This is a genomic window from Neoasaia chiangmaiensis (genome assembly GCF_002005465.1).
GTDB classification, from domain to species: domain Bacteria; phylum Pseudomonadota; class Alphaproteobacteria; order Acetobacterales; family Acetobacteraceae; genus Neoasaia; species Neoasaia chiangmaiensis.
Window position 1 is genome coordinate 534,434 of sequence record NZ_CP014691.1, and the last position, 15,461, is coordinate 549,894.

Consider the following 15,461-nt stretch of genomic DNA (forward strand, 5'->3'; position numbering starts at 1 on the left):
ATGAGTAACATGGCCAAATCCCCGTTCAGCTTCACGCGCGGCGTGGCACTTGCCCTCGTCCTGGCAGCCGCCCCTCTTTCAGCAAGAGCATATGCCGATCCGACTGCCCGTTGCGGCCAGGAACCGGATGCGCCTGTCATCACGGGCGGCGACGCGGCGCATTACAATGCCAGCGTGGACCGCTTCAGCGCCTACGAGAAAGCAGCGCGTGCCTATAATGCCTGCGTCAGTGCGCAGGCATCCAAGGAGGAGACGGCGATCAGTGAGGATGCACGGGCACGGATTGCGAAGGTGCATGCCACGAGTGTGGCGGTACAGCAGCGTATTGCCGCGAACTTCGCAAAACTTAGCGCGTCGCTGACGGCCGCGAGCCATAAGCTCAGCCATCACTGAAGCATCCTCGCGCAGGCGGATAACACTTTGCCTCCTCGCGATAACTACCGATCCACCCTCTATTCGTTCATACGTTTACGATTCTGCAACGGCGTCAGTCCGGTCGGTCCCTCTGCCGTCTGACGCGCCACATTGGGCATCAGGTCCGGTCGCGCCCAGCAATCCGTACCTTCAAAACCAGTGGTGCAATAAGGCTGTGGCGGCGGTGGCCCTTTCGGCGCGGCGCAGAAATCATCGCCGTCATACAAGTATGCTGTATTGCAATCGCGGCCTGTCAGGGTCGAGGCAATGTAGTCCGGACCACAGGACGACAGGCCGAAGCTCATCAGGAGCAGGGTAGAGAAAAAACGAAAGCGCATCCGCGATGGCACTCCTCAAGATCATGCGGAGCATGCCATCGTAGAGTTAACGTGCAGTTAGCCGATGGATCAGGATCGATCATCTTCTGCCGCCGTCGAACGATGCCCGTTTGCCGCGCATCGCGAGCATCTGTATGGTCACGCCGGGCTTTCACGCGAGAGGAAAAGAGTGGCGGACGATATCTTCAGTCAGGCGCAATCGGAACTGCGCGCGCAACAAATGCGCGCCATGGCGCGCCGTTATGCCGCGACCGCCATCGGCTTGGCCGTGGTCGTCGGCGCGGGCATTGGAATCTGGCAATGGCGCGTTCACGACCGGCTTCAGGTGGAAGCCGCTGCATCCAGTCGCTATTTCGAAGCCGTTCATCGTCTGGAAGCCGCAGGACCGGGTGGGAGCAGCAAGGGGCTGACAACGGCGCAACGCGATGCCGAGACAGTCTTCGCGGATCTGGCAGTCCACGCATCCTCGGATATTCGGGATTATGCGGGGTTGAGGCTCGCCGCACTGCGCCTTGCCGATCATGACGCAGCGGGTGCACAGCATGCGTGGTCGGCCATCGCACACGATGCTGATGCCGACCCTGATCTAAGGGCGCTGGCGCGGCTGTTAGGGCTGAACGCCTCCATGGAGACCGCCGATCCGGCAACCTTGCGCGCAGGATATGCGGACCTTGCCAGCAGTGCCGGCCCGTGGCGCGCATTGGCGCAGGAGGGTTTGATCGCGCTCGATCTTCGGGCTGATGCGAACGCGGCACAGCAAGCAGAAGCACGACGCCTGCTGACACACCTATCGACAGCCGCGGACGCACCCGATGGCGCGCGCCAGCGTGCCAATGCCCTTCTTCAGACCTATGGCGGAGCCGGCTGATGCGCCTGAAACCGATTCAATCGTCCTCTCCACTGACCCGGCGCCTGTTTCTCGGCTCTTCCCTGGCCGCCAGCACGGCGCTGACCGCATGCGGCGCATTCAAGGACGAGGAAAAGCCCCGCCTGGCCGGCAAGCGCATCGACGTTCTGTCAACAGGCGCTGGCCTGACGGTCGATACAGAGGATCATACACCGATCGTCCTGCCTCCCGCGGAGGCTGTCTCGGCATGGCCGCAAGCCGAGCGTGTGCCGAGCCATATTGCGACCGATACGCCCTGGGGCGGGCCGAAGCTTGTCTGGAACCGTTCCATCGGCGCAGGCATGTCGGAACCGAGCTTTCTGTCCTATGTCGCGCTCGGCTCAAACGGTCGCGGCGCCATCCAGTCTCCGCCGGTCATTGCGGATGGGCGAATCTTCACCCGTGATGCGGTCGGCACCGTCCGGGCATGGACATGGCCGGACATGCGGCAGCTATGGAGTTTCGTGCCAAGGCCCAAGACCATGAAGTCGAGCGATATCGGCGGTGGCCTGGCGATTGACGGTGGCGTCCTCTACGTCGTGGACGGCGTTGCGCAGACATTGGCGCTCGATGCCTCGACCGGTAACGTCAAATGGCGCATCGACTGCGGCACCCCGGGCCGCTCGGCACCCACCGTGGTCGACGGACGCGTCTTCTTCGGCACGATCGATGAACGCCTCTTCGCCGTGGACGCGGCGACCGGCAATCAGCTCTGGACCTATACGGCCACCGAAGCGGATACGGTCATATTCGGCCAGCCTGCGCCCGCAGTCGTGGACGGCGTGGTCCTTGCCGGCTTCGGCAGTGGCGATCTGGTTGCGTTGCGTGCCGCGACAGGCGAGATGGTGTGGAGCGACAGTCTCGGCGGCGCGAACGGTCGCGGCGCGATGCTCGATCTCTCCTGCGTTCGCGGCGCACCCGCCATACAAGGCGGCACGGCCTATGCGATCAGCATGTCGCAGGTACTCGTGGCCATCGACATGCGTTCCGGACGCCGCCTCTGGGAACGTGAGGTCAGCGGTCAGAACGGGCCGGTCATCTGTGGAGACTGGCTGTTCGTCATCTCCGCCGACCAGGAATTGGCGTGTCTTGACCGCCTGTCCGGGCATGTGCGCTGGATCAAACCCCTGCGCCGTTTCCGACGTATCGCCAAGCAGCGCGATGCGGTGGTCTGGATGGGTCCGGTCCTGGCAGGCGGGAAGCTGGTCTGCGTCTCGTCGCTGCCTGAAGTCGGCATGCAAGTCATCGATGCGATCACCGGGAAGGACGAGGGCGTGGTGCCGACGAAGCAGCCAAGCCTCGTATCCCCAATTATCTGCGACAGCCACGTACTCGTTCTGTCGAGCGACGGGCGGCTGAGCGCTTATGGCTGAAAACATGCAAAATGATTTACCGGTCGTTGTCATTGCCGGACGACCGAATGTCGGCAAATCGACATTGTTCAATCGGCTGGTCGGCCGACGGCAGGCGATCGTCTCCGATACGCCGGGTGTCACGCGCGATCGCAAGGAAGGCGAGGCGCTGCTACGCGGCAAGCGCGTTCGCCTGATCGATACTGCAGGCCTCGAGGAAGCCGCGCCGGACACGCTGTTCGGACGTATGCGCGCGTCGTCGGAATCGGCCGTGTCGATCGCCGACCTTGTGCTTTTCTGTATCGATGCACGTGCCGGCGTGACGCCGGCGGATGCGCATTTCGCGGCATGGCTTCGGAAACAGAACAAGCCGGTCCTTCTGGTCGCCAACAAGGCAGAAGGTGCTGTCGCCACCGCTGAGGCGCTTGAAGCCTACTCGCTGGGTCTCGGTTCACCCTTGGCGCTGTCCGCAGAACATGGCGAGGGCATTGCCCATCTCATGGGGGAGATCGCAGACAGGTTGCCGGAAGGTCCCGGGCGGCGACGTGCGCGGGGCGACGATGAAGAAGAGGAGCGGCCTGCCGGGCCGTTGCGTCTGGCGATCGTTGGTCGGCCCAATGCCGGGAAATCCACATTGCTCAACCGCCTGCTTGGCGAGGAGCGGATGATCACAGGGCCGGAACCTGGTCTTACACGCGATTCGATCTCCGTTCTTCTGCAGGATGAACACGGACCGATCCAGTTGGTGGATACGGCAGGACTGCGCCGAAAGGCCCGCATCGAGGAAAGTCTGGAAAAGATGTCGGTTTCGGCATCGATCGAAGCGCTGAAGATGGCGGAAGTGGTCGTTCTGACACTGGATGCCACTCTGGGCGTCCATGAACAGGATTTGCAGATCGCACGTCTCGTCGAACGGGAAGGGCGGGCCTGCGTGCTGGCGCTGAACAAATGGGACGCGGTCGAGGATCGAACGGCAACACGCAACGCGATCTCATATCGTATCGAGAACTCCTTGGCGCAGATGCGCGGCATACCGGTCGTGGCATTTTCCGCATTGACCGGCGCCGGCGTCAACAAGCTGTTACCAACGGTAAGAAAGGCCTATGAGGTCTGGAACAGCCGCGTTACGACCGGCGAACTGAACCGGTGGTTTGAGGAAGCGCTCGAACGCCATGCGCCGCCGCTCGTTGACGGCAAGCGCCTCAAGCTTCGTTACATGACGCAGGCCAAGTCCCGTCCGCCGACATTCATCCTCTTTGGCACACGCGCCGAAATGTTGCCGGACGCCTATCGGCGCTATCTGGTGAATGGCTTGCGGGAGACATTCCATCTACCCGGCACCCCGATCCGTTTGCAGACACGCGGCACGCGCAATCCGTTCGTGGACAACAAATCATGACGCAAGCCGTCTCAGCGGCCGAGACCGCACTCGTGCTGATCGAGTATCAGAACGACTTCATCTCGTCAGGTGGGGCGATGCATGATGCCGTGCGCGATGAAATCGCGCGTACGGACATGTTGTCGCATACGAGCAGTGCCATCGCACTGGCTCGATCCGCGGGCGTGCAGATTGTCTGGGCGCCGATCGAGTTCGAACCCGGATACCCGGAATTGGGCAATGCGCCTTACGGTGTTCTTGCCAATGTCAAGGCAGCGAATGCCTTCATCAAGGGTGGATGGGGCGCTGCCATCGCGGACCAGTTTGCGCCGGACAGCGCTGATCTGATCGTTTCGGGAAAACGAGGATTATGTGCTTTCGCCAGCACGAATCTCGATTTCCTCCTCCGTCATAACGGCATCCGTCGCATCGCCCTCGGCGGCTTCCTGACGGACTGCTGCGTCGAATCGACCATGCGAACGGCTTACGAGCACGGTTATGACGTCGTCACGCTGACGGACTGCGTCGCCACACTGAGCGAAGCGCAGCATGACGCAGCCATCAACTATACCTATCCGATGTTCTCTCGCCCCATGACGCATGGAGCGTTTTTCACCGAACTGGCGAAGTAGCCGCCGGTCCTGATTGCCTCAATGAATGAAGATTGAGGCAATCAGGCAGAAGAACAGTCCGAAGAACGCAATCAGTGTCTCAACGACGGACCAAGTCTTGAGTGTCTGCGGAACGGTCAGGCCGAGATACTCCTTGAGCTGCCAGAACCCGGCATCGTTCATCGGGCCGAAGGCCACCGAACCCGCGCCCGTCACCAGCACCATCAGTTCCGGCGAGACACCGCTCGAATGCGCGAGGATCGGCCCGGCGATGCCGGATGCCGTGCTCATTGCCACAGTAGCCGACCCGCATGCGACGCGAACGATAACCGCCAACAGCCATGCAAGAATGAGAAGTGGCACGTGCGCGCCAAGCGCCGCGTCCGTGATGGCTTTCGACACGCCGCTATCCACCAGTTCACGACCGAAACCGCCGCCAGCGCCGACGAGCAGCATGATCAGCGCGGTCGGGCCAAGGCATTCGTTCGTGAAACGCAGAATCGTTTCACGCGAAAAGCCACGTGCGATGCCCAGGACATAGAAGGACAGGACCGTCGCCAGAACCAGCGCGATATCGGTATTCCCGACGAAATGAAGAAGACGATTGGGTGCGCTGTGAACAGCCGTCACATGGTCGGCCACCGATCCGATGAGCATCAACATGACGGGCGAAAGGATCGTGAAGACGGTGATGCCGAACCCGGGCAGGTTCTTCGGCACCTCACGGCTGATAAACTGCTCCGCCAACGGATTTGCTTCGGTAATATGGATACGCGGTGCAATGAAACGGCCATAAAGCGGCCCTGCAATAATGGCGATCGGTGTTCCGATTATCACGCCCCAGAAAATCGTGCGGCCCGTATTGGCATGGTAAGCGGAAAGCGCCAGGAGCGTCGCCGGATGCGGAGGCACCATGGCATGGGTCACGGAAAGTGCCGCGCCCATTGGCAATGCAACGCGCAGCAGCGGCGTATCCGTTCGGGCCGCCAACACGAAAGCCAGCGGAATAAGCAGGACAAACCCGACCTCGAAGAAGACGGGAAGGCCGACAAGCAGTCCGATGATCATCATGGCCCAGTCGACGCGTTCGCGACCGGCCGCTTGCGAGATCGTCAGGGCGATTCGGTCGGCACCGCCAGATTCGGCGAGCATTTTCCCCAGCATCGTGCCAAGCGCGATAACAGTACCGACGTGGCCCAACACGTGCCCGGCCCCGGCTTCGAAAGATGCGACCACGTGATCGGCCGGCATGCCGGCAGCCAGCGCAAGGGCGAGCGAGACCGTGAACAGAACGATGAACGGGTTCAGGCGAAAATAGGCGATCAGCACGATAATCGCGATGATCGCCGTGACGGCGAGGCCGATGGCGAGCGTTGTAGTCATGGATTGGCATCTCGACGTGCCAAACTCCCCCTGTCAATCACGTCACCCGGTAAAATGGTCCGGCCCCGGATCACAAAAGAATGCGCGCAGTCTGAAGACTGATGCTTCGGAAACAGATCGCCGTGGCAACGAGCGGCTTTTGTCGCCATAACAGGGATGAAGGCGGCTTCCGTTGCGACAAGACATTTACAGGACACAGTTGATTTATGGTTGGAGTTGCATCGATTCGTTCGGACGAACAGACGACGCATCATGCTCGAAGCACGACACGCGCGACGCTGCTCGGTATTGTCGCGGCATTGGCTGGACTGATGTTCGGCCTGGATACGGGCGTCGTATCCGGTGCGCTTCCGTTCATTGCCACGGATTTTCATCTTTCCTCGCGCACGCAGGAGTGGATCGTGTCGTCCATGATGGCAGGCGCGACATTCGGCTCCCTGCTGGCTGGCAACATCTCCGCCCGCTTCGGCAGGACTGGCGCGATGATGGGCGCGGCAATCCTTTTCCTGCTCGGCACGTTCGCCTGTGCCTTCGCGCCAGCGCCCGCCATCCTCATCGTCGGACGCGTGTTCCTGGGGCTGGCCGTTGGCATCGCGGCGTTTGCAGCACCGCTTTACATTTCGGAAATCACGGTAGAATCGGCGCGTGGCGCCATGATTTCCTTCTATCAACTCATGGTATCGCTCGGCATCTTCCTCGCCTTCCTTTCTGACAGCCTCCTGTCCGGTGGCGGTCACTGGCGCTGGATGCTGGGCATCATGGCCGTGCCCGCGACCCTGTTCCTGCTGAGCGTTCTCTATCTACCGCATTCACCGCGCTGGCTGATGATCCAGAACAGGAAAACGCAGGCCCGGCGCGTATTGAACCTTTTACGCTCCGATGAGGAAGTCGCCGCAGCCGAACTGTCCGACATCGAGGCGCGCCTGCAGCAGGGAACCGACAAGGGCAGGGGATCCACCCTGTTCTGGCGGAACGGGAACTTTCGCCGGTCGGTGTTTCTCGGCATGATATTGCAGGTCATGCAACAGCTCACGGGCATCAACGTGCTGATGTATTATGCGCCGCGCGTCTTCGAGGCTGCGCATTTCGGCACCTCCGCCGCCGTATGGGCAACGACCCTGGTGGGCCTGACGAACATGACGCTTACCGCCATCGCGATTGTGTTCGTCGATAAGTGGGGACGCCGACCGCTTCTCATTCTGAGCTGCGTCATCGCAGCCGCAAGCATGGGTGGAATCGGCCTGATTCTCTGGAGCGGCGCACAGAGCTTCGGTGCACAGCTGGCGCTCGTCGGCTGTGTCCTGCTGTTCGTTGCCGGCTTTGCGATCGGTGAGGGACCTCTAGTATGGACCCTGTGCTCCGAAGTTCAGCCGACACGGGGAAGGGATTTCGGTATCGGCTGTTCGACGGTCACGAACTGGGCGGCTAATTGCCTCGTCAGCAACACGTTCCTCAGTCTTATGGCCGCAGTCGGCAGTGCAGGCACGTTCATTTTATTTGCGGTGCTGAATGGAGCCTTCATCATCGTAACGCTTGCGTTCGTGCCAGAAACGAAGGGTGTCTCGCTCGAGACCATCGAAACGAATCTCCTTTCGGGCAAGCGCCTGCGCGACATTGGCCGTTAGGAAAACAAACGACATGCTCATTCGCACCGATGAAACTGCCGATATCGATACGCCAACCGGGACAATGCGCGTTTATATCGCGCGGCCTGCGCGGGAGGGACGATTTCCTGCCGTGATCCTGTATTCCGAGATCTATCAGGTCACGGCGCCCATCGAGCGTCTTGCCGCCATGATCGCCGGGCAGGGGTATCTCGTCGCGATTCCCGAAGTGTATCACGAATATGAGCCAGCCGGCCGGGTCCTTGCCTACGACAAGCCGGGCACCGACCGCGGCAACGAACTCAAATACACCAAACCGGTCGCTGCATTCGACAGCGACACGGCCGCACTTTACGACTGGCTACTGAAGCACAATGCCTGCAACGGTCAGGTCGGCGCTTTCGGCGTCTGTCTTGGCGGTCATCTCGCTTATCGCGCCGCCTTGCATTCCGGGATCAAGGCGGCGGCGTGCTTTTACGCAACCGATATTCATTCCGCATCGCTTGGAGCCGGAAAGTCGGACGATTCCCTTGCTCGTGCGGCGGACATCAGGGGCGAGATCATGATGGTCTGGGGCCGATCCGATCCGCATGTCCCCTATGAGGGTCGACGCCGCATCCGGGATGCTCTGGAGCAGGCGGGCACCGCGCTCGAATGGCATGAAGTCGACGGTCAACATGCGTTCCTGCGCGACGGCGCGCCACGCTTCGATGCCGCATTGTTCCTGCAGGCCATGAACTGGACAAACGCTCTTTTCCAGCGCGCGCTACGGTAAATGTCCGCTGTCGCATCGGGCGGAGGATCTGCGACCCTTTCGGGCCACGACCTGCAGGGCCTTCATGGAACGGCCCGCACCCGCGCAATGCTCGCGGTGGCGTTGTCCGTTCTGCTATCGGTTCTTGATTACGCTGTCGCCAACGTAGCGCTGCCGAGTATCGCACACGATATTCATGCGTCGTCGTCCCAGTCGATCTGGGTCATCAATGCCTATCAATTGGCATCCCTGTCGATGTTGCTTCCCCTTGCGTCGATCGGCGCGCGTATCGGCTTTGCGCGCATGTGCCGCCTGGGTATCGCATTGTTCCTTGTTGCATCCGTATGCTGCGCGGTTTCGCATTCCCTGCTCGAACTGGCGCTGGCCCGTGCGCTTCAGGGCGCGGGAGGGGCATGCATCATGAGCGTGAACATCGCTCTCGTTCGATTCATCTATCCACATGCGGAGCTCGGGCGCGGCATTGCGCTCAACGGCCTTGTCATCGGCACCGGCGTGGCGCTTGGCCCGACTGTCGGATCGATTGTTCTGTCCTTTGCCGACTGGCCATGGATATTCTGGATCAATCTGCCGCTCGGTCTGGCGGCTCTGCTTCTTGCCAGCCTCGCACTTCCGGTCACGCCACGATCGGAAAGGTCGATAGACCGCGTCGGCATCGTGCTGACGGTATTGGCCTTCAGCACGACTGTTGTGGGTGTTGATGATCTGGTGCATGGCGGCAGCACGCTTGGCGTCGCGGTCGTATTGATCGGCATCGTGTGCTGGGGCGCATTATTGCGATGGCAGCATCGCCGGCCCGATCCGATCGTCCCGATAGACCTTCTGCGGACAGGCAGTTTCGCCATCGCCTTTCTTGTTGGGACGACGGGTTTCATCGCTTCGAATTTCTTCATCATTGCGATGCCGTTCACGCTGGAGACCATATTCCACCGACCGCCGACCGTGACTGGTTTCCTCATTACGCCATGGGCCGTCGGTGTCGCTGTCATGTCGTATCTGATCGGCAAGGCCGCGGATCGTTTTCCCGCAGCCGTTCTTTCAAGCATCGGTCTGGCGATCACGTCATCGGGATTCCTGATGCTCTGGTTACTGCCGGAGACCGCAACCAATTTCGACATCATCTGGCGAACCGGCTGGGCGGGGGCCGGCTTCGGCATGTTTCAGCCACCCAACAACAGGGCCATGATGATCGCCGCCCCACGCGGTCGGGAGGGTGGTGCAAGCGGGCTGGTCTCGGTGGCGCGCCTGGGCGGCCAGACAATGGGCGCACTCCTCGTTGCCGCTGTCTTCGTGTTCGCCCGGCATGCCTCGTCGCTCTGTCTGCTCTGTGCGGCGTGCACGGCGGCAGGCGGCGCGACATTGAGTGTCAGTCGCCGTTTCCTTATGTCTTCGACGAAGAAGACATAGAATGGATGCCCGACGATGACCCCCACATCGTCAAGACCGCGTCGAGAAAAGCTCCGTTAGCTTCTGCATCATCGTACCCCCCAGTTCTTCAGCATTGGTCAGTGTGACACTGCTGCGATAGTAACGCGTGACATCATGCCCGATACCAATGGCAACAAGTTCAGTATCAGCCGATCCTTCAATCCGGCCGATCACATGCCGGAGGTGATCCTCCAGATAGGAACTGGGATTGACGGAGAATGTACTGTCATCGACCGGCGCACCGTCCGATATCACCATCAATATACGTCGATGTTCCGGACGACGGCGTAAGCGGCGCCATGCCCAAAGCAGGGCCTCGCCGTCGATATTCTCCTTAAGAAGACCTTCCCGCAGCATCAGTCCCAGGTTGTTCCGCGCACGCCGCCATGGGCTATCCGCATCCTTGTAGACGATATGCCGCAGGTCGTTCAGGCGGCCGGGCTCAGGCGACCGACCGGATGCAACCCAACGCTCCCGGCTCATGCCGCCTTTCCAGGCGCGTGTCGTGAAGCCGAGCACCTCGACCTTGACGCCACAACGCTCCAGGGTGCGGGCAAGGATATCCCCGCACATCGCCGCAACGGTAATGGGGCGCCCACGCATCGATCCCGAATTGTCGATCAGCAACGTCACGACCGTGTCCCGGAACTCGGCCTCACGCTCATGCTTGTATGTCAGCGAAAGCATGGGATTGACGATGACACGTGCCAGCCGACTCGCGTCCAGGATGCCTTCTTCCTGATCGAATGCCCAGGCACGCTGCTGCTGTGCCATCAGGCGTCGCTGCAGGCGATGCGCAAGCCGGGATACAACTCCCTGCATATTGACCAGTTGTTGATCCAGTTGCTGCCGAAGACGGATCAACTCATCCGGGTCGCACAGATCATCGGCCGTCGCTTCCTCGTCGAAGGCCGTCGTGAAGGCCTTGTAGCCGACCAGCGCGTCATCATCGTCGGCTTCGGGCTCCCGCCGCGAATCGCCGGCTGCTTCTTCGGCGCCACCCTCCTGTTCGTCGGCCCGCTCGTCGCTTTCGGTTGCGTCGGGCGGCCCGGCGGGATCGGCCTGATATCCGGAGTTTTCGTCGTCCTGCGATTCATCTTCAGGCGGCGCATCGTCGTTCTGCGTGGCCTGATCCTGCTCCGCCTTGTCGTCGGTATCCTCGCCCTGTTCGGAACTGTCCTCATCCTCCTGCTGCGTCTCCGTCAATGCGCAGGCGCGCAGAAGATGACTGCACGCATTGGCGAATGCGCGCTGGTCGTCCTGATGTCGTGCCATTTCAGCAAGCGCGGAGCGCGCGTCAGGCGTAAGCGCGTCACGCCATGCCTGCAGGGCGGGTCCCGCCTGTCGCGGTGCCGGGGTTCCGGACATGGCTTCACGTGCCAGCAGGCTCAGCGCGAGCGGCGCGCCCATATCCTGTTGATTGAGCATCTTGCCACATCCGGCGTCGATGCAGTCCTGCGCCACCTTGCGATCGAGATTGGCCTGCATGCCCGCCATATGGCGCGAACCGTAGACCTCGCAACGCGCTTGTTCGACGGCGCCATAGACATCGCGGGCAATCGTCTCCCCCGGCATGCTGGCAGCGTGCAATTGCGCGTCGTGATGGCGGATCTTCAGGGCCGCGGCATCCGCCGCGCCGCGTATGCGTGCAACTTCCGCCGGCGGCATGGCGCGCGACAGATAGGGCAGGCGGACCTCCGCTGTCCGCTGCGCGTCTCGTGCGGATGCATTGTTCGCGAACGCAACCTCGGTCTCGGGTCGTCCGCCGACCGCACGAAGTGTCGCCGCCGTTACGCGGCGAAAATTCTCATTCCGCTCGAGGTCGTCACTGTTCTTTTTCGATGTGCCAGCCATGACAGCCGCCCGATCAGGCCGTCAGCGGATTTTTGTCGAAGCAGCGCTGATAGTACTCCGCAACAATCGCGCGCTCGGCTTCATCACACTTATTGAGGAACGTCAGACGGAATGCCAACGCCAGATCCCCGAATATACGCTCATTTTCCGCCCAGGCGATGACCGCCCGTGGCGACATTAACGTCGACAGATCGCCACTCATGAAACCGGCACGTGTCAGATTGGCCAGCGCGACCATGCTCTCGAGGCGCCGCTGAAGGGTTTTATCATGCGCGTCGCCGCCCAGTTTCGCGCGTACGATGGCGACCTCCTGATCCACCGGCAGGTAATTGAGAGACGCCACGATATTCCAGCGATCCATCTGCCCCTGATTGATCTGCTGTGTGCCGTGATAAAGCCCCGTCGTATCGCCGAGCCCGACCGTATTGGCCGTGGCGAACAGGCGGAACGCCGGATTGGGCCGAATGACTCGGTTCTGATCGAGAAGCGTGAGATGACCTTCGGCTTCAAGAACGCGCTGGATGACGAACATGACATCCGGCCGGCCCGCATCATATTCGTCAAAGACGAGCGCACAGGGATGCTGGAGGCACCAGGGAAGCAGACCTTCCTTGAACTCCGTCACCTGTTTGCCGTCGCGCAGGACGATGGCGTCCTTGCCGATAAGATCGATGCGCGAAATATGACTGTCGAGGTTGATGCGAATACACGGCCAGTTCAGTCGCGCGGCGATCTGCTCGATATGGGAGGACTTACCCGTGCCATGGAACCCCTGCACCATGACGCGCCTGTTATACGCAAAACCCGCCAGAATCGCCCGCGTCGTGTCCCGATCGAACTGATAGGTCGGATCGACATCCGGCACATGCTCCGTGCGGACGCTGAACGCCGGAACCTGCATATCGCAATCGATCGCAAAGACGTCCCGAGCGGAAACCGTGAGATCCGGCGCCCCAAGCACGCTTGTGGGAACGCTCTGGTGCTCGTTTGTCACGACGGTTTCAGGGGCGTCAACAGTTGCGAAATCGCTCATGGTTGTTCCATTTTTCCATTCTCTGGCAAGGGCGTTGGATCAAGATAGGCTCAGCTTGCCCGAACCGCCAGAGGCGAGGCCGGTTTAACCGGCACGTGCCTGTGCGACGCTGGTCGTCTCGACCCGATGGATATGCTCGCGAACGACCGAGTAGGCGGCGTTGACGGCCTTGAAACGTTCCTCGGCCGCGCGGTCGCCGCCGTTGGCATCGGGATGGTGCTGCCGCGCCAGATCCTTGTAGCGAGCCTTGAGGATGTCGAGCGACACAGGCCATGCGAGACCCAGCGTGGACAGAGGCTGGCGGAGCGGCAAAGGCACATCGGAAGCAGCAGCCTGCTCCTGCCGCCTTTTTGCTGCCTGCGCGCGCCGCTGACGGCCGGCGCCAAGAATGTCCAGCGGGTCCAGCACCTCCTCTTCATCGAAGGTCTGGCCGCCGCGCGCGCCAAGACGCCATGACGGGCGCTGCCAGGACGTATCGGCACGGAGATGCGCCTCGATCTGCCCTGGCGTCATGCCTTTATAATAGTCCCAATTGGCGTTGTATTGCCTGACATGCTCAAGACAGAACCAGAAATAGTCGTTAAGCGTATCGCGGCTTTTGGGCGCACGGTATCCGGCACGCGCCGTGCAACCGGGCATCTGGCAACAGGCATCCGGCGCCGCCGGATCCGGATCGAACGCGCGATGTCGAGTGGATTTACGCTGCATGGTCGGTTTTATGTGCTTTCGGACGCGCCGCTTGCAAGAAGGGAATTGAGGATGGCCGAAAATGAACGGGCCCGCCGGATAGAAGCGATACTGAAGGAGGCTTTGGCCCCGGAAGTCGTGGAAATTCATGATGATAGCGCCAGGCATGCCCATCATGCCGGAACGCGTGAACTTGGCGGCGGTGGAGAGACGCATTTCAATATCATGGTGATCAGCCGCCGTTTCAACGGAATGAGCCGCATTGCGCGCCATAGACTGGTCCACGATCTGCTGGCTCAGGAATTCTCCTCAGGCCTGCACGCGCTGTCTCTCGTGCTGAACGACAAGGTCTGAAAATGAAGCAGTTCGGTCGGCTTGCTGCCTTACTCGGAACGATGCTTGCCCTGGCGGGATGCGCTCATGAAGGCCTGAGCACATTATCGAGCGAAGATCGCGTTCAGGCGCATCGCGTCGAACAAACCCTCGGCGATCTCAAGGGACTTACCGGCCGCTTCCAGCAGACGGGTCCGGATGACGCCGTGAGCAGCGGCACGTTCGACTATGCCCCCGGCCGTTTGCAACTGGACTACGCATTCCCGCATGTCTCGCATCTTGTCGCCGCAAACGGCCACATCGTGTTGACGGACGATACGACCGGCGCTGTCACACATCTCTCATTGGCGCGCAACCCGCTTGGGCTACTGCTGCGCACGCCGATCAGTTTCGACAACGGCATTGTGGTGACGTCCGTTCGGCGGGGCAACAACGCCCTCCAGCTTTCCGCCGCACAGGCCAACAATCCATCCCAGGGCGAGTTGACGCTTCAGTTCTCGGATATCGGCGATCATCTGAATCTGATTGGTTTCGACGCGATCGATGCACGACAGCATCATGTCGTGCTGCATCTCTTCGATACGACCAGTCGCTGACGCATACCGATATTTCGCGCCAGACGTTTTATCCCCCGCCTTCCTCCTGCGGCACGCTGGCGAAAACATCCTGCCACGCCTCAAGCAAGGCATGATCCAGATCGGGCATGGATATATCCGGTTTGAAACGGGCAAGGCTTGTCACGCCATAGTCGCGAATACCGCATGGGACGATCCCGTCGAAATCCGTCAGGACAGGATCGAGATTGATCGAAACCCCATGCCACGAGACCCATCGGCTGACGCGAATGCCGAGTGCCGCGATCTTCGCTTCGCATCCCGTCACGGGGTCCTGCACCCAGACGCCGATGCGCCCTTCGCGAGTCTCGGCATGTACACCCAGGAGCGCCAGGGCTCGAATGATCCAACGCTCAAGCGCCTGCACGAACGCGCGCAGATCGCGCGCGGGCACATCGCCATGCGGTCTGGTCAGGTCCAGCATGACGTAGACAATGCGCTGTCCCGGGCCGTGATAGGTCCATTGCCCGCCACGACCGGCTTCAAAAGTATCGAAGCCATGCGGATTGGTCAGGTCCTCCGATCGAGCGGACGTGCCGGCTGTGAAGAGTGGCGGGTGCTCCAGAAACCAGAGCATTTCCGGCGCATGTGACTGGCGGATGGCCTCTGCCTGTGCGGCCATGAAGGAAAGGGCCCTGGGGTAGGGCACGTGTCCATAACTGCGCCTTAGAATAATTTTCGTCATAAAACTGCTTGCTGGTGATTGCTCGTCGCTCATGCATCGGCTATAGGCCCATCCATCCCAGCGGTATCGCCAAAAACGATCCGCTTGTC

General features: G+C 61.0%; 16 protein-coding genes. 10 read left to right on the forward strand and 6 right to left on the reverse strand.

All coding sequences use genetic code 11. The annotated features are described in order from the left end of the window. Positions 1-9: 9 nt before the first annotated feature. A complete protein-coding gene (locus A0U93_RS02610) occupies positions 10-393 on the forward strand; it encodes a hypothetical protein (RefSeq protein ID WP_147150916.1) in 384 nt (127 codons plus the stop codon). 59 nt (positions 394-452) lie between these two features. Here the strand turns inward: A0U93_RS02610 and A0U93_RS02615 are convergent, their stop codons facing one another. After that, positions 453-752, reverse strand: a complete 300-nt coding sequence (locus A0U93_RS02615) for a hypothetical protein (RefSeq protein WP_077805976.1) — start codon at positions 750-752, stop codon at positions 453-455. A 64-nt stretch (positions 753-816) separates the two neighbouring features. Between A0U93_RS02615 and A0U93_RS02620 the strand changes: the two genes are divergently transcribed. The 4 genes from A0U93_RS02620 to A0U93_RS02635 are packed head-to-tail and all read left to right on the forward strand — an operon-like array spanning position 817 to position 5,000. Then, positions 817-1,620, forward strand: coding sequence for a hypothetical protein (locus A0U93_RS02620; protein ID WP_245825042.1), 804 nt, complete (start codon positions 817-819; stop codon positions 1,618-1,620). After that, positions 1,620-3,011 (forward strand): PQQ-binding-like beta-propeller repeat protein, encoded by a 1,392-nt coding sequence (locus tag A0U93_RS02625; RefSeq protein WP_077805977.1) that lies wholly within the window; start codon positions 1,620-1,622, stop codon positions 3,009-3,011. Before A0U93_RS02620 ends, A0U93_RS02625 begins: the two co-directional genes overlap by 1 nt. Beyond that, the gene (der, locus tag A0U93_RS02630; protein ID WP_077805978.1) at positions 3,004-4,389 is read left to right on the forward strand and encodes a ribosome biogenesis GTPase Der; all 1,386 of its coding nucleotides are present in this window, start codon (positions 3,004-3,006) and stop codon (positions 4,387-4,389) included. The genes A0U93_RS02625 and der overlap by 8 nt, the downstream gene beginning before the upstream one ends. Next, positions 4,386-5,000 carry a cysteine hydrolase gene (locus A0U93_RS02635; RefSeq protein WP_077805979.1) on the forward strand — a complete coding sequence of 205 codons (615 nt, stop codon included), beginning with the start codon at positions 4,386-4,388 and terminating at the stop codon, positions 4,998-5,000. Before der ends, A0U93_RS02635 begins: the two co-directional genes overlap by 4 nt. A gap of 18 nt (positions 5,001-5,018) precedes the next feature. Here the strand turns inward: A0U93_RS02635 and A0U93_RS02640 are convergent, their stop codons facing one another. After that, on the reverse strand, positions 5,019-6,362 hold the full coding sequence (locus A0U93_RS02640) for a GntT/GntP/DsdX family permease (RefSeq protein ID WP_077805980.1): 1,344 nt from the start codon (positions 6,360-6,362) through the stop codon (positions 5,019-5,021). A 206-nt stretch (positions 6,363-6,568) separates the two neighbouring features. On the opposite strand from A0U93_RS02640, the gene A0U93_RS02645 reads away from it, so the two are divergent. Genes A0U93_RS02645 through A0U93_RS02655 form a run of 3 tightly spaced genes read left to right on the forward strand, consistent with a single transcriptional unit; the run spans position 6,569 to position 10,145 of the window. Next, on the forward strand, positions 6,569-7,987 hold the full coding sequence (locus tag A0U93_RS02645) for a sugar porter family MFS transporter (RefSeq protein WP_077805981.1): 1,419 nt from the start codon (positions 6,569-6,571) through the stop codon (positions 7,985-7,987). A gap of 13 nt (positions 7,988-8,000) precedes the next feature. Next, positions 8,001-8,741, forward strand: a complete 741-nt coding sequence (locus A0U93_RS02650) for a dienelactone hydrolase family protein (protein ID WP_077805982.1) — start codon at positions 8,001-8,003, stop codon at positions 8,739-8,741. Further along, positions 8,742-10,145 carry an MFS transporter gene (locus tag A0U93_RS02655; protein WP_077805983.1) on the forward strand — a complete coding sequence of 468 codons (1,404 nt, stop codon included), beginning with the start codon at positions 8,742-8,744 and terminating at the stop codon, positions 10,143-10,145. A 30-nt stretch (positions 10,146-10,175) separates the two neighbouring features. Here the strand turns inward: A0U93_RS02655 and A0U93_RS02660 are convergent, their stop codons facing one another. The 3 genes from A0U93_RS02660 to A0U93_RS02670 all read right to left on the reverse strand — a co-directional run bounded on the left by A0U93_RS02660 (position 10,176) and on the right by A0U93_RS02670 (position 13,761). Continuing rightward, positions 10,176-12,020, reverse strand: coding sequence for a cobaltochelatase CobT-related protein (locus tag A0U93_RS02660; protein ID WP_077805984.1), 1,845 nt, complete (start codon positions 12,018-12,020; stop codon positions 10,176-10,178). 13 nt (positions 12,021-12,033) lie between these two features. Then, entirely contained in the window at positions 12,034-13,053 is a 1,020-nt protein-coding gene (cobS, locus tag A0U93_RS02665) for a cobaltochelatase subunit CobS (protein ID WP_077805985.1), read from the reverse strand. Between the two features lie 84 nt (positions 13,054-13,137). Next, on the reverse strand, positions 13,138-13,761 hold the full coding sequence (locus A0U93_RS02670; RefSeq protein WP_077805986.1) for a J domain-containing protein: 624 nt from the start codon (positions 13,759-13,761) through the stop codon (positions 13,138-13,140). 51 nt (positions 13,762-13,812) lie between these two features. Here A0U93_RS02670 and A0U93_RS02675 point away from each other — a divergent pair, with 51 nt between their 5' ends. Continuing rightward, complete coding sequence (locus A0U93_RS02675) at positions 13,813-14,094, forward strand: BolA family protein (protein WP_077805987.1); 282 nt, start codon at positions 13,813-13,815, stop codon at positions 14,092-14,094. Between the two features lie 2 nt (positions 14,095-14,096). Next, positions 14,097-14,669 (forward strand): LolA family protein, encoded by a 573-nt coding sequence (locus A0U93_RS02680; RefSeq protein WP_245825044.1) that lies wholly within the window; start codon positions 14,097-14,099, stop codon positions 14,667-14,669. A gap of 28 nt (positions 14,670-14,697) precedes the next feature. Here the strand turns inward: A0U93_RS02680 and lipB are convergent, their stop codons facing one another. Beyond that, on the reverse strand, positions 14,698-15,372 hold the full coding sequence (gene lipB, locus A0U93_RS02685) for a lipoyl(octanoyl) transferase LipB (RefSeq protein WP_077805988.1): 675 nt from the start codon (positions 15,370-15,372) through the stop codon (positions 14,698-14,700). Positions 15,373-15,461: the final 89 nt, after the last annotated feature.

Coding starts and splice junctions, on each gene's coding strand:
- A0U93_RS02610 (WP_147150916.1), top strand. CDS start 10: ATGGCCAAATCCCCGTTCAGCTTCACGCGCGGCGTGGCACTTGCCCTC.
- A0U93_RS02615 (WP_077805976.1), bottom strand. CDS start 752: ATGCGCTTTCGTTTTTTCTCTACCCTGCTCCTGATGAGCTTCGGCCTG.
- A0U93_RS02620 (WP_245825042.1), top strand. CDS start 817: ATGGATCAGGATCGATCATCTTCTGCCGCCGTCGAACGATGCCCGTTT.
- A0U93_RS02625 (WP_077805977.1), top strand. CDS start 1,620: ATGCGCCTGAAACCGATTCAATCGTCCTCTCCACTGACCCGGCGCCTG.
- der (WP_077805978.1), top strand. CDS start 3,004: ATGGCTGAAAACATGCAAAATGATTTACCGGTCGTTGTCATTGCCGGA.
- A0U93_RS02635 (WP_077805979.1), top strand. CDS start 4,386: ATGACGCAAGCCGTCTCAGCGGCCGAGACCGCACTCGTGCTGATCGAG.
- A0U93_RS02640 (WP_077805980.1), bottom strand. CDS start 6,362: ATGACTACAACGCTCGCCATCGGCCTCGCCGTCACGGCGATCATCGCG.
- A0U93_RS02645 (WP_077805981.1), top strand. CDS start 6,569: ATGGTTGGAGTTGCATCGATTCGTTCGGACGAACAGACGACGCATCAT.
- A0U93_RS02650 (WP_077805982.1), top strand. CDS start 8,001: ATGCTCATTCGCACCGATGAAACTGCCGATATCGATACGCCAACCGGG.
- A0U93_RS02655 (WP_077805983.1), top strand. CDS start 8,742: ATGTCCGCTGTCGCATCGGGCGGAGGATCTGCGACCCTTTCGGGCCAC.
- A0U93_RS02660 (WP_077805984.1), bottom strand. CDS start 12,020: ATGGCTGGCACATCGAAAAAGAACAGTGACGACCTCGAGCGGAATGAG.
- cobS (WP_077805985.1), bottom strand. CDS start 13,053: ATGAGCGATTTCGCAACTGTTGACGCCCCTGAAACCGTCGTGACAAAC.
- A0U93_RS02670 (WP_077805986.1), bottom strand. CDS start 13,761: ATGCAGCGTAAATCCACTCGACATCGCGCGTTCGATCCGGATCCGGCG.
- A0U93_RS02675 (WP_077805987.1), top strand. CDS start 13,813: ATGGCCGAAAATGAACGGGCCCGCCGGATAGAAGCGATACTGAAGGAG.
- A0U93_RS02680 (WP_245825044.1), top strand. CDS start 14,097: ATGAAGCAGTTCGGTCGGCTTGCTGCCTTACTCGGAACGATGCTTGCC.
- lipB (WP_077805988.1), bottom strand. CDS start 15,372: ATGACGAAAATTATTCTAAGGCGCAGTTATGGACACGTGCCCTACCCC.